Source organism: Spiroplasma culicicola AES-1, assembly GCF_000565175.1.
Lineage (GTDB): Bacteria > Bacillota_I > Bacilli_A > Mycoplasmatales > Mycoplasmataceae > Spiroplasma_A > Spiroplasma_A culicicola.
Genome location: NZ_CP006681.1, coordinates 302,482 through 316,905, shown reverse-complemented (window position 1 = coordinate 316,905; position 14,424 = coordinate 302,482). Strand labels below are relative to the sequence as shown.

At 25.8% G+C, this 14,424-nt stretch carries 14 protein-coding genes; 3 read left to right on the top strand and 11 right to left on the bottom strand.

The features are described 5' to 3' along the window. The 9 genes from greA to SCULI_RS01430 form a co-directional block, all read right to left on the bottom strand. Complete coding sequence (gene greA / locus SCULI_RS01465) at positions 1-471, bottom strand: transcription elongation factor GreA (protein WP_025362861.1); 471 nt, start codon at positions 469-471, stop codon at positions 1-3. Positions 472-514: 43 nt separating this feature from the next. Further along, complete coding sequence (locus SCULI_RS01460; protein ID WP_025362860.1) at positions 515-763, bottom strand: hypothetical protein; 249 nt, start codon at positions 761-763, stop codon at positions 515-517. Positions 764-826: 63 nt separating this feature from the next. Then, positions 827-1,984 carry an MATE family efflux transporter gene (locus tag SCULI_RS01455; RefSeq protein WP_025362859.1) on the bottom strand — a complete coding sequence of 386 codons (1,158 nt, stop codon included), beginning with the start codon at positions 1,982-1,984 and terminating at the stop codon, positions 827-829. Continuing rightward, entirely contained in the window at positions 1,977-3,740 is a 1,764-nt protein-coding gene (gene uvrC, locus SCULI_RS01450; protein ID WP_025362858.1) for an excinuclease ABC subunit UvrC, read from the bottom strand. Before uvrC ends, SCULI_RS01455 begins: the two co-directional genes overlap by 8 nt. A gap of 60 nt (positions 3,741-3,800) precedes the next feature. Beyond that, a complete protein-coding gene (locus SCULI_RS01445) occupies positions 3,801-6,725 on the bottom strand; it encodes a DNA translocase FtsK (protein ID WP_038648009.1) in 2,925 nt (974 codons plus the stop codon). Between the two features lie 110 nt (positions 6,726-6,835). After that, positions 6,836-8,539 (bottom strand): ribonuclease J, encoded by a 1,704-nt coding sequence (locus SCULI_RS01440; protein ID WP_025362857.1) that lies wholly within the window; start codon positions 8,537-8,539, stop codon positions 6,836-6,838. Between the two features lie 499 nt (positions 8,540-9,038). Next, positions 9,039-9,293, bottom strand: a complete 255-nt coding sequence (locus SCULI_RS05645) for a hypothetical protein (protein WP_148294456.1) — start codon at positions 9,291-9,293, stop codon at positions 9,039-9,041. 131 nt (positions 9,294-9,424) lie between these two features. Beyond that, a complete protein-coding gene (locus SCULI_RS01435; RefSeq protein ID WP_025362856.1) occupies positions 9,425-9,952 on the bottom strand; it encodes a hypothetical protein in 528 nt (175 codons plus the stop codon). A 21-nt stretch (positions 9,953-9,973) separates the two neighbouring features. Further along, the gene (locus SCULI_RS01430) at positions 9,974-10,981 is read right to left on the bottom strand and encodes a hypothetical protein (RefSeq protein ID WP_025362855.1); all 1,008 of its coding nucleotides are present in this window, start codon (positions 10,979-10,981) and stop codon (positions 9,974-9,976) included. 462 nt (positions 10,982-11,443) lie between these two features. On the opposite strand from SCULI_RS01430, the gene SCULI_RS01425 reads away from it, so the two are divergent. From SCULI_RS01425 to SCULI_RS01415, 3 genes are read left to right on the top strand one after another with little or no spacing between them, the layout of a single operon-like run. Beyond that, positions 11,444-12,142, top strand: coding sequence for an ATP-binding cassette domain-containing protein (locus SCULI_RS01425; protein WP_025362854.1), 699 nt, complete (start codon positions 11,444-11,446; stop codon positions 12,140-12,142). Beyond that, on the top strand, positions 12,135-12,884 hold the full coding sequence (locus SCULI_RS01420) for a hypothetical protein (protein WP_025362853.1): 750 nt from the start codon (positions 12,135-12,137) through the stop codon (positions 12,882-12,884). Before SCULI_RS01425 ends, SCULI_RS01420 begins: the two co-directional genes overlap by 8 nt. A 47-nt stretch (positions 12,885-12,931) precedes the next feature. After that, on the top strand, positions 12,932-13,231 hold the full coding sequence (locus SCULI_RS01415; protein WP_025362852.1) for a rhodanese-like domain-containing protein: 300 nt from the start codon (positions 12,932-12,934) through the stop codon (positions 13,229-13,231). 12 nt (positions 13,232-13,243) lie between these two features. Here SCULI_RS01415 and SCULI_RS01410 read toward each other — a convergent pair whose 3' ends face one another. Both SCULI_RS01410 and SCULI_RS01405 read right to left on the bottom strand, forming a co-directional pair. Continuing rightward, complete coding sequence (locus SCULI_RS01410) at positions 13,244-13,606, bottom strand: hypothetical protein (protein WP_025362851.1); 363 nt, start codon at positions 13,604-13,606, stop codon at positions 13,244-13,246. After that, the gene (locus SCULI_RS01405; protein WP_025362850.1) at positions 13,606-14,409 is read right to left on the bottom strand and encodes a diacylglycerol kinase catalytic domain-containing protein; all 804 of its coding nucleotides are present in this window, start codon (positions 14,407-14,409) and stop codon (positions 13,606-13,608) included. Before SCULI_RS01405 ends, SCULI_RS01410 begins: the two co-directional genes overlap by 1 nt. Between the last annotated feature and the right edge of the window lie 15 nt (positions 14,410-14,424).

Sequence of the window (14,424 nt, the reverse complement as noted above, 5' to 3'; positions counted from 1 at the left end):
TTATTTTATCTCTTTAATTGTAATTTTGTAAGGTTCTTTTAATTCTTTAACTTCCATAACATCTCCAGCTAAACGCCCGATCATTGCTTTTGCTAATGGTGACTCATTTGAGATTTTATTTTCAAATGGATCTGCTTCAATAGCTCCAACAATTTTAACTGTCATTTCTTTTTTAGTTTTTTGATTTGTAAAAGTAACTGTATTTCCAATTTTAACTTCACTAGTTTTTTTACCTTTATCATCAATAATTGTTACTTTAGCAAGCATACCTTCAATTTCTTTGATTCTAGCTTCTACTTCAGCTTGACGATTTCTTGCAGCATCATAATCTGCATTTTCAGATAAATCTCCTTGTGCACGTGCTTCAACAAGTTCTTCAATTACTTGTGGTCTTACAACATTAATTAAGTGTAAAAGTTCTTGATTTAGTTCATTAAGTCCTTCATTGGTTAAAATAATTTCTTTATCCATGATGTCTAGTCCCCTTTTATTTAACTATGATATTATACACTTTTTAATTGATTATATGTACATATTTTTGTCATTTTCCATTTAATCATCTAATTAAGTAAATTATAGATCTACTTAAAGGATCTGTAATTAAAACTGCATAAATTGCTAACAATCCTCATCCCCCAGTTAAATTAAATCCATAAATTACAACATAAGGTAATGCAACCATTGCAATTCCCATTGTAATAAATGATACAAAAATTGGATATCATAAATCTCCAACACTTCACAATGCTCTTAATAAAGTCATATTAACTGTATCAAAGATAATTTTTATGGTAAATATTGCTAATAGGCCAACTCCTCAAGGTCATTACTTTCCTTTTGAACCTAGCATTTCTAACATTGGATAACTTGCAGCCATCATTAAAATATTGGCAATAATTGTGGCATAAATTGCTGCTTTTCAACAATTGATTGCAGTTTCATAAGCTGCTTGTTTGTCATTTTGACCAATTTTTCTAGCAACAAATACTGAAGTAACTGTTCCCATTGCTTGAATAAATGCAGTTGAGTATTGACCAATACTTTGTGCATTTCTATGTAAAACAATTCATGGATTTTCATCTCCAATTTCAGGAGATAATTTTGCAATTGCAGTTCCCGTTGCAAAATTACATAGGTTTCACACTCCCATTTCAATTGTAATTGGCAATCCTGTTTTTAATGTTTCAATTGCATAAACTTTATTTAACTGTTTATGTTTATTGATTTTAAAATCAATAAATTTAAAATTCATAAATATTAAATAAATAATTTGAAATATTCCTGCAATTGGAATTACAAGTGCAGAGTAAATTGGATTTATATTAGTTGCATATAATAAAATTGACACAATTGTAACATCAATTACATTTGCCCCAATTGCACTAATTGTTACATAAGTACTTTTTTTCATAGATTGCAACCCAGCTACTAGTACTTGAGAAATTGATAATATTAATAAATTGATATTGATTAAACGATAATATTTTGAAACAAATGCTAATTCATTTGCTTCTAAAACATTACCAGCTGTATCATGAATTGAAGCTCCATCACTTGCTCCCATCATTTGAACGATATAATCTGATAAACTCTCTGTTGCTATAAATATTACTGAAGTAATTGCAAAGTTAATTAATAACCCCGTAACAATTACTTTACTTACTTCTTCTTTTCTTCCTTGTCCAATTAAGTTACCAGCAACAACAATTGTTCCAGTTGAAATTAAACTGGGAATAAATTGTAATGTATTATAACTCAAAATTGCCTTTGCTACCCCTTCAGCATATGCACCATCTTTATAATGATTAATTGCCACTAAATTTATTTGGGCAATAAAAATATTAAATAATAATTGAATAAAGATTGGAATTGCCATTGCAGTAATATCTTTTAAGTCATCAATTTTTCAAAATGGTGTTTTAATTTTTGCAAAAGGTTCTGGAATGTATTTTTTTCTCTTTTTTGCTTTCACGTTTTTATCCATTGGTTTTATATTCCTTTAAAAATTCTATTAATTGATTTGTTATTACTTTGTTTTTAATAATATCAAATAATTGTTCATAATTTGCATTTTTTATATTTTCTATTGTATTAAATTTTTCATAAAGTTTTTTAATTTTAACTTGGCCAATTCCTTTAATGTTATTAACAATAACATCATTAATATTATTTTGAACAAATCGTTTTCTAAATCCAGCAATTGCATAATTATGCACTCTTAACTGAATGTTTTCTAAAAATTTAAATACCTGTGTATCTTTGTTAATAAACAAAGGTTTTTCTTCTAAATCAAGAATATGATCTGTTTTATGATGATCATTTTTAACCAAACCAATTATAGGAATAGTTAAATTCAATTTCTTTAATGCCTCTTTTGCAGCATGCACTTGACTAATTGCTCCATCCATTATTAATAAATCTGGTAAATTTTTAGCTTCTCGATATCGACGATAAACTGCTTCTTTAATTCTGTGATAATCTCCACTTTCTTCAATATCAATATTATATTTTCGAAAATCATTTTTACTTGGTAATCCATTTTTATAGACAACCATAGCCCCTGTTACTAATTCATCTAAAATATTTGCAATATCAAACATTTCAATATGATATGGAAATGTTTGTAATTTTAAAGTTGCTTGTAAATCTTTTAAAACTTCTTCTTTAGTAATACTTTGATTATCTTTATAATAAATTTTTTCAACAAGATATTCTTTTGAATTATCTAATGCTAATTTTAGTAAATTATGTGATATTTGATCATCTTCGGTCAAAATTTTATTATTAAAAACTAAATTTAATTCTTCCATTTGCATAGTTTTTGGAATAACAATATAATCAGGAATTAAATTTTTAGCATAAATTTGGTTAATAAAACTTAAAAATAATTCCTCAATATTTTGTCCATTATTTTTAATAAGTTCTTGGTTTTTTAAAACCAATTGGCCTTTTCTATAAAATAAAACTGTAAAACAAAAATAATCAAAGTCTTCATAATAATTAAAAATATCTCTATTTAAATTATCATTTAAGTCAACGTTTTGTTTTGTAAGAGTAAATGATAAATGCTGAATAATTTCTTTAATTCGTTGTGCTTCTTCAAATTGAAGATTGTCTGATGCAATTAACATTTTTTCTTCTAATAATTCTTTAACTTCACTAGAATTGCCATCAAAAAAATCTTTGACTTTTAAAATCATATTTTGATAATAATTAGGTTCAACTTCTTTAAAGCAAGCACCACTACACTGATTAATATGATAATACAAACATGGTTTGCCAATGTATCCTGTGCATCTTCTTAACGGATAAATTCTTTCTAGAGTATTTAAAATACTTCTTGCACTTGAACCCTCAGGAAGTGGTCCAAATGATATTTTATTTTTTGAATCAAAATTACGAATATAAATGTATCTTGGATCTTTTTCATTTGTAACAGCAATATAGGGATATTTTTTATCATCATTTAACACAATATTGTATCTTGGTTTATATTTTTTAATTAAGTTTTGTTCTAGTAGCAACGATTCTTTTTCATTATTTGTAATGATTGTTTCTAAATTATTTATTTCTCTCACTAATTGAGTAGTTTTAAAATCATGAACTTTATTAAAATATGAGCTTACACGTTTTTTTAAATTTTTAGCCTTTCCAACATAAATTACTTGCTCTTTATCGTTAAAATACATATAGCAACCAGATTTTTCAGGTAAATTTTTTAAAATTTTTTCAACATTCATTCTGGTCACCTTCTTTTGAAAATATTATAAATAAAAAACACCAATTATTGTTTGGTGTTTTTAATATATTTCTTCTTTTTTTCAATAAACTTCTCTTGGTTTTGACCCACTTTGAGGACCAATAACACCTTCGTCTTCTAAATCATCAATAATTTTAGCAGCTCTGTTGTAACCAATTGAAAATACTCTTTGTAATAAACTTGTTGATGCTTTTTGATGTTCAATAACATAAGTTCTAATTTCTTCATATCTTTCATCTCTTCCAAAACCAGAACCAGTTTTATGAGAGTGGTCTTCTTCAATACGCATAAATTCTTCTTCAAACATTTGTTGTTGTTGACTTGAACAATGTTGCACAATTCTTTCAATTTCATCATCACTCACATAAGCACCTTGAGCTCTTAAAAGATTTGAACTACCTGGAGGAAGATACAATAAATCTCCTCTTCCAATTAATTTTTCTGCTCCAATTGAATCAAGAATTGTTCTTGAATCAATTCCTGAAGCCACAGAAAATCCAATTCTTGTAGGAATATTTGATTTTATTACTCCAGTTAAAACATCAGTTGATGGTCTTTGAGTAGCAACAATTAGATGAATTCCCGCAGCCCTTGCCATTTGAGTTAATCTCATAATTGAATCTTCAACTTCTTTTTTATTGGCAGTCATCATTAAGTCTGCAAGTTCATCAATGACAATCACATAAAATGGTAAACGTTTAGTTTCATCTTTAATTTTTGAATTATATCCTTCAATATTTTTAACACCATTATTTGTAAATAAAATATAACGTCTTTCCATTTCATTAATAACTTTTTTCAAAGCATTATTTGCCAAATTCATGTCGCTAATAACTGGTGCTAGTAAATGAGGAATTGATGAATAAATTGAAAGTTCTACTTGTTTTGGATCAATCATTAAGAATTTTACTTCATGAGGCTTTGCTCTCATTAAAATTGAAGTAATAATTCCATTAATCATCACAGATTTACCACTACCAGTTGAACCTGCAACCAACAAGTGAGGTGCCTTATCTAATTCACCAAATAACATTTCTCCCATTACTGTTTTTCCAATTGCAAACAATAATTTAGAACTCATTTTTTGTAATGGAATATTATTAATTACACTTCTTAAGGGAACAATTAATGCTTCATCATTGGGCACTTCAATCCCAACAGCTGCTTTTCCTTGAATTGGTGCTTCAATTCTAACATTTTGATTTGCTAATGCTAATTTTAAATCATTTTCCAAACTAGTAATGTTATTTACCTTAGTTCCAGGACCTGGTTGAACTTCAAATTTTGTCACACTTGGACCAATATTCATATTAACAACCTTAGCATTTACATTAAATTGTGCAAAAGTTTGATTAATTGCTTCTGCTTTTAGTTTAGATTTTTGTTTTTGTTTTTCATATTCTTGTTGACTATTACTATCACTTTTTAAAATATCAATTGTTGGTAAAACATAACTTTTATTTACAAAAACAACTTTTTGTGAAGAATTTTGAGTATTTAATTCAATTGTTTTTGTAACTTGATTGCGAATTGGCAAGTTACCATTTGAATTACCAAATCTCTTATTGCGAATTTCTTCCATTGGAGATACATAAGTTTGAGTTTTTTGTCATTGTTTTTCACGTGATTCTTGTTCAGAAATTGCACTATTCATAAAGTCTTCTAAAGTAATTTGATCTGCTTCAGTTGGAGCTTTTTTAAAGTCTTTTAAGAATTCTTCTGTTTGACCCCCAATTCCATGAGGAGTCACTTTAGTTTGACGTTCAAATTCTCTTCTTGCACTTTCAGAAGAAGAAACACTTCCTTTTCTAATTTCTTCTTCAAAAACTTCTTGTTTAAGAGGTCTAGGAATAAATTGAGGATTAAATTCTTGTTCTAATGGCTGATCAAAATTGTCTTCTTCAAGTAAGTTTATATTTTGATCAACTTTGCTATATCCACGATTTCCAATTGCATAGTTTTTTGATTTATCATAGGCAAAATCAAGATCATTAAACATTGGGCTTGGTTCTTGATAATCAACAAAATAATCATCATTATAAAAGTTTTGATCAACTGGTTGATATACTTGATTTTCATTTACACGTGAAAAACTTGGTAATTCAATTGTAATATCTGATTCACGAATTGAATGAACAAAATCAATATCATCTAAAGTTTTTGTTGAGTCAAAACGAATAATATTAAAAATATTTCTTTTCTTCCCAGCTTTTTTTGGCTGTAAATTATTATTTTGTTTTGAGCCCAGTGATAAAATTCTTAATCGTTTTCCTTTTCTTTTTGCTTTTGGTTTAAACAAGTATAATGGATCTCCTGTAAAGATTCACATCATATTGATAAAAAAGAAGAACAATGCCAATACTAATGATCCATAAATTGTTGTATATGAACCAATTCCATTTAAAACAGCACCAAACATTCCCCCACCAGCTCAACTAGTAAAGTAACTATCGCGACTAGAAATTAATCAATGTGGATCTTCAGTTCCAAAATAAGAGTGATTTTTTCAGTGCTCAAAATAAGAAGAAACAGATACTTTTAAAATATCTTCACTTCAAAAATTTTCAATTTTTAAATCTTGTGCTTGAGTTAAGTGAGCTACTATAAATAGAATTGAAGTCATGATTCAACACATCATGATTCAAGTTACAAAAACCATAGCAATAAATCTTTTTTTAGGTTTAAATTTAATTCCAAAATATATAGCAAAATCAACTATGAAAAATAATAAGTATAAGAAATATTTAAATCATCCAAATGGCAAAGTAAAAATAATATCATCTAATAATTGTCCAACAATTGTAATTCTTCCCAATGACATTACTGTCAAGAAAAATAATACTAATGCTGTAACAATTCATGATATTGAATCAGGTTTTCTTTGTTTCTTTTGGAAAGTCATTGCCCTTGTTCTATCAGAATCATTGTCAGTTGACCCATTTCCAAATTCATTGAAATTGTTCATAAAAAAAGTCACCCTTAGTTTTGCCCTTACCATATGATTTTAATACATTTTAGTTTTATTTCTAATATATTTTATAGAAAAAACCAACCTATAGGTTGGTTTTTAAAATATTAACGTTTTTTTGGTTCATAGAATGATGAAATATTAATTTCATTGACAATTACAAGAACGATTGGTTGTTTACCAGTTTCTTGTTTAACAGTACTTCTAATTCTTGAAATAATTTCTTTCTTAATTACATTTAAATCATAATCTGTACCATTAGTTTTTGAATCATTTTTGTGACGTTCCAAAATATCAATAATTTGCTTTTGCATCAATTTAAAAATTGGATTATCTTCTTGGATGTAAATTACACCTCTCATTTGAATATCAATTAAAGAAGCTAACTCTTTTGTTTTTTCATCAATGTTTGCCCCAATTATAACAGCACCATCAGTTGCCAATTGTTTTCTTTCATTTAAAACAACAGCACCAATATCACCAACTCCAATACCATCAACATAAACATCACTTGTTTTAATATTTTCAGCCGAGATTACAAGTTTACCCTCTTTTGTAATTTTTAAAACTTGTCCATTGTTAATTAATTGGATATTTTCTGGTGAAACTCCAGCTTCTTTAGCAGCCTTTTCTGCGCTTAAGAAATCTTTGTATAATCCTTTAATTGGAATGAAACATTTTGGTTTCATAATTCTTGTCATTAATTTAATATCTTCATAACTTGCTCTCATTGATCAAATATTTCTTTCACTTAATGAAATAATTTTGGCATTAGTTCTTGCAAGTTCATCTAAAATTTCTGCATGTCTTTTTTCAACTCCAGCTGCTGGAGGAGTTGCCAATACAATAGTATCATTTTCTGAAAACTCAATACTTTCATCATTTCCTGATGCAATTTTTGCAAGACGTGAATATAATAAATCTCCAGCTCCAGTTACAATTAAAATACCATTTTCAGATTTCATATATTCTTCAAGAGAGATAATATCACTTTTAGAAACAGCTAATGAATCTTGAATAATTTTTGATTCAACAACTTTTGACAATGTTTTTCCATAAATTGCCATTTTTCTTCCTTGTTCTTTTGCTTGTTTAATAATTTCAAATAATTTGAATACATCTTCTTCAAACATTCCCAAAACAAGCTTTCTTTTCATATCTTTCATTGGTGCAGAAATGAATTTATCAATTCTGTGATTTGGAACAGTATAACCAATTCTTGAAGCATGTTCTGAGTCAGAAATTAATGCTAATACTCCTTTTTTAGAAATTTCAGATAAATGATTCATATCTGTTGAGAATCATGATTGTTCATTTCCATCAATTATATAATCTCCAGCATAAACAATTGTTCCATTTTCTGTATGAAGTGCAAATCCAAAAGTTTCTGGAAAACTTGCAGTAGTTCTAAAGATTTCAATTTTATTTTTTCCAAAATTTATGATTTCTTTATCATTTACAATTTTGAAGTTATTTTCTCTATTTTTAATTCGATATTTTAAGTTTCGGTATTTTAAAATTGTTGTTGTCAATTCATTGCAATAAACAGGCACATCAATTTCGCGTAAAATGTAACTGATTGCTCCAGCATTATTACTACTTGGATTTGATAAAAATATTCCTTTGATTTTCTTTGCATTTGATTTTAAGTATTCAAAACTTGGAATTACAACATCAATCCCTAAAATACTTCTTTCTGGAAACTTAATTCCTACATCAAACACAAATAATTCATCATCAACACTAACGATAAATGTGTTTTTTCCTCTTTCATCTTGACCACCAAGGGCCATAAATTTAATTTCTGCCATAGTTAAAAATTCTCCTTTATATATTCAATTTCAATTATGTGTTATTTTAAAAACTTTTTATATGTCACTCTTTTAAAAGGCCGTGACATATACAGAATAAAATCATAATAATTATAATTTATTTTTAGTCTCTTTTACCAACTAATTTAAAAATAAGATTTAATTTTACCTTTAAATCTTGGCAAAACCTCAAAATCCATCAGATTGATGGATTTTTGCATATAAAAGGTAAATATCATATGATATTTTCTAATATTATTTGTAACTATTTATATTTTACTTATTAATTTGGTATTGGAAAAAGTAAAGGTTTTTAAACTGACTTTTTTTGTTTTTCTTCATTCTGTATATTGTCATTTTCATAATCTTAAGTATTTTTTAATATTGTTAAATCCTAATTCATGAAATTTATATATAAATTCTTTAAAATTTGATTATAGTTTACTAACTTTTTCTAGATGCTTATATATATTTTCTAGATTAGCAGATCCTTTAAAGGCTAGATTTTGTGGTCTTGTTTGTGTAGCAGCTCTTTGATAGAGTGATTACATATCTGTAGTGTTGAACCTTGTTCAATAAGTTCATTTGTTAAGGCTTTTTCTACATATTTTACTTGTAGTTTTCTAGTAATTGTATTATCAACAAATATTTCATTGTGCTCATCAATTGCAATTCCTATGCAAGTATTATAATCAGTGCAATCTGATTTAATGTATTTTCAAACCTTCTTTAATTTGTCTGCAAGTTGTACCAATGCATGTTAAAAATTGCTCTTGATCTAAATCTTTCACAAATGTTACTATTTGTTTAACTCTGCCCATAATGACACCTCAACAAATAAAATGCATCTTTTTAGGGAAAATTTGTATAATTACCAAGACTTAATTATAAATTTATTTTATCTCGCTTTAATTCTTCGATGAATTCCAGGTAATCAAAGAACCTTCTACTATAATTTCCAAAAGCGTGATGGTATTGGTCTGAACCCACTATTGTAAAATAACCCAATTTAACTCAATAAGCATAAAAATTATATTCTAAGATTTTTTCTACTCCATCTTCAATATAGGTCATTTTATTTTTTACAATTGCATAGGTTTCATTTTCATCTAAAATAAAATCTACTTCAGCTTTGGGGTTATACTTATAAGCCATTTCACCCCAATAAACATACTCTAAAAATGGTTTAATTGAGCTACTTATAGTATTTTTATATAAATAATCATCGCAACAAGGATCTATATTAGTATAATTGTCTTGATAATTTATTTCATAATTTATGAACTGATTTAATTCAAACGGCAACTTAATATAGATATAATCTGCAAATTGCTTTGGGAAGCAAGAAACTACATTCGATATCATTGAAATTAAAAATGTGAAAATTAATATGTAACTTAATTTGTTTTTCATAATAAAAGACTCCTGTCAATTTTATAAAAGCTTAAAAAATGCTGTTGATCCTGATGTATACTCAGATAAAATTACTTCACCAGGATCTTGTCATCCGAAATTAACAATAAAATTATTTGATCAAAAACCATATTCATAACCATAAACAGCTACAGCATGATTCAATTTTGAACCAACTGAACTTAAATCATTAGAAGGTTTTTTTAATAGACCAAAAAATATCGCAGGTTGGTTGCGTTTGATCGAGTTAGTTAAACCTTCCTTGAAAAATTTTCAATCAGCTCAACACTTTATATTCTTTTCTAAACAATATACTCTTAAACAACTTGCAACGGTTGCAGCTCATGATTCTGGATCACCATCATTTATATGAACAAGTTTATCTTTAAGGTTATTTTCAATAGAAACTAACTCTCTAGTATCATTTAGTTCATCATTTGGAGTAAGATATGATTTGGATATTAATTGCTTGTTTTTGGTTTTGTATCAAAAATATAAAATTAATGAAGCTGCTACAAAACCACAACTACCCTCATGATTACGTGGGTGTTTATTTGTCATGATATACTCATAGTTTTTTATGCGCACAATTTTAGCTCTTGGCATTTTAAAAATTTGATTATCAGAATTTATATATTCAAGTGATTTGACATTCTTATTATTACGAGCTTTAAATAATACTTCATTAAAACTTTCTTGTAAAAGTTCCATTTCTTCTTTGTTTAAAACAAACTCTTCTGGTCCTAAAAGTCTAATGCTGTTATTATTTTTTTCAATATATCATAATGGTCCAAGATAAAAATTTTCAATCTCGTTACTAAAACTATAAGGAATTTTAAATGATTGAGATTTTTCATAGACGTGACCTGATTCTGGATCAAAAATTATATAGCCCCCAGTTTCACCAACAATTAAATAGAATATATTATTTGAAAAATCTTTAAGTTCATACAATTTATTAATAGGTTTTATTATTTTTAATGCTTTTGCTTGTATCATTAAATATGATAATATCTTTTCTTTTAACATAAATATTATTTCCCCCTTTTAATAAAAACTAATTAGAATTCAAATTACAATTTGGCATAAAGATTTAATAATTGAATTTTTAAATTTTAAAATAAATTAGCCTTTCACTTATATAATAGTAGAATATTTAATTGCTTTAGAATTTATTATATTTGGCTGTGCATTGTTAATGATAAATCCAAAGATATATTTATCATTGTATGGCCTATCTCAATTGTATAACACTTTTAAGTGAAACAAATATTAATAAACAATAAATTAGTGAAAAAATCTTTAATTTTACCTTTAAGTCTTGGTGGCAAATAAGTGCAATACTAGAATTTATAGATACTACAATTCTATAGAAATGACTATTTTATTAATGTTTTTATAAACAACAATACTTAACTGTAAAATTAAAAAATTAATATTACTATTTTTTAAATTAATAATTATAATTTTTTTGAAAAAGGATTGAATGAAATGATAACTATAAAAGATTTAAATAAAAATTTTGGAAAGAAAGAAGTATTAAAAAATATTAATCTAAAAATTGAAAAACAAGATCATATAGCTTTAATTGGATATAATGGATCAGGAAAAACTACACTAATAAAACTAATTTTGGACTTATTGACAACTAAGAAAGGCAAAATTGAAATTAATAATCTAAATATAAAAGACAATAAATTTAACCTTAAAAATATTTGCTACATTTCAAATGAAAATGATTTACCTGAAAATATGCGAGTTGTCACTTATGTTGACTATATTTTAAAATTAACACTAGGTCGTGAAAATAAATTAACAGAATTAAGTGAACTATTTAATTTTGATATTTATTCATCAACTTTAATTAGAGATCTTTCAACAGGAATGCGACAAAAATTAAAAATTTGTACTTCTTTGTGTTTTGAACAAGATTTATATATTTTTGATGAAATAACTTCAGGTTTAGATCCAGTTAGTAAAACCAAATTAATTAACTATATTAATACTGAACTAATTACAAAAACAGTCATATATTGTTCACATATTTTAGAAGAAATTGTTGAAGTTTGTTCAAAAGCAATTATTTTAAATCAAAAACAAATAAGTGATGTAATAACAATTAATGATAAAGATAAGTTTATTAATCAATATAACCAAAGTTTTGACATAGGAGATCTAAATCATGAATAATTTTATAAAAATAAAAACAATAGCTGGTTATATTATAAGAACTAATATTTATATTATTCTTGTAACAACAATTCTTTGAATTATGGTTGCAATTGGACCTTTAATTAATTTTATTTTAAATGTAGATGATAAAGTTGGAGATGGAATTTATACTTTTATGTTTGTCACATTAATGTTTACTGGATTAACAGAAATTTTATTAATTTCATATAAAACATTAATTGATAATGTCTCTGATAAAAACTATCGTTTTATCTTATATTGTGGTTCAAATCGCCAATATTTAGTTAAATTCAATTTAACTTTCATTGCCATATTTACAATAATAAAATTATTATTAAATTGTTTCTTTATAACCATATTTATTGCTTATTTTAAAAAAGAAGATATTTGAGAGCTCTATTTTATGTTATTTAATATTCAATTAAATATCCTTTTTGTTAGTTTATTAATAACTTATCTAGGAACTTTTTTACAAAATAAATATAAAGTATTTAAATATTTCTTATTTTTTGCTCTTTATTATTTATTTTGAATAACTTTTTTAAGTATTGCTGCTTTTAATGATGAGTTAAATAATAATTTACTTTTAATGATTTTCCAATATTTGCCTTTATTTTCTTTAGCAAATACTATTGGCTTTGATAATTGAGTTAAATATCTAAATTTAATTATTTCAATTTCTGGAATTGGTTTATTTATCTTTTTAATCATAAAAAGAAATAAACAACTTAATTATTAAAGTTTTTTCTATTTAGATAGTTATAATTACCTTGAGGTGAATAAAAAATGATAGATATTTCTGTTGAAGAATTTAAAGAAATTGAAAATGAAGCTCTTGTGATCGATGTAAGAACACGCAATGAATTTGAAACTTTATTTAGAGTTCCAAATGCAAATAACATTGAACTAAATGATTTACAAATGAATTATAAAAATTATTTAGGAGATGATAAAAATCGTTTAATTGTCACAGTTTGCAATGCTGGAAATAGAAGTGGAGAAGCTGCACGCTTTTTAAGAGAGCAAGGTTATAATGCTCGTACTCTAATTGGTGGCAGTTATGCTTACAAACGTAAATATCGTTAGAAAAAAGCAACATTAGTTGCTTTTTTCTATATTTAAAGTTAATTTTTTATAAAAATTATTAATATCAAATCCTTTAACAGATAAAATTATGTAGTCTTGTTCAATCTGATATTTAACTGTTAACTTTTTAAGTTGTTTTTTATCAACTAAACTAATTGATACTAAAAAAATCTTGTTTTCTTCAACTTTGACAATATTTTCAATTGTTCCAAGCGCATTTACAATATTTTTATATGTAAATGCACTAGTATCATTTAATAATTTATTTTTTGAATATTTTATAACCATTCTTTTTGAAATCTTTAAATAAACAATGATTGATAAGATACAAACAGTAAAGGTAATAGCTACTGCTATTAAAGCAATTAATTCCATTAGTTAACCTGCTCTTTATCTCTGATAAAAATGTCACGTAAAACTCCAATTTCAAATACATCTCTTGGGGCAATATGACTTACAACATTAATTTTTGTTTTACTTAAACTAATTTCAATTGTTTTATCAACAATTTTTCTTTCTTGAGTATCACAAATTAATAATTCATTTGTATCTTCTAAAATTAAAGTTAATTTATAATTACTATTTAAAATCATTGGAGCATTTAAAGTGCGATATTTATTAGTACTTATTGGAAATAATTCCTGAATTTGATAGATACCAGCATCTTTGGGTAAAATTATTGATCCCCCCGCTGATTTCATATATCCTGTACTTCCCGATGAAGTAGAAACTACAAGACCTGTTCCATGGAAAGTTTCTAAATATTCATCATTAATGTAAACCTTAATATAAACTGCAGATTTTTCATTTAAAATTTTGGCTTCATTTGTAATGTAAAACTTATTATCACCATTTTTAATTTCAAGTAATTCATAACTATTTTCAAAATAACTTTGAGTATCAATCATTTCTAAAATAGTTTCAAGCTCATCAATACGATTCTTATTAGTAAAAAAACCAATACCCCCTGATTTAAAAGGGATAAAATTAACTTTGTCTAATATATTTTGATAAATTTGAACAGCCTTTAAAAAAGTTCCATCTCCCCCAACTACAAAAACATAATCTGGATCTTTTTCATCAAGAATATTGCCCCTTGCAATTAGATTTTCAATCAATTCACTGCTAAACCCATTACTAGATTGATAATCATTTTTTATTAAACTAAATTTAAACATATTTTTTTCTCCCTT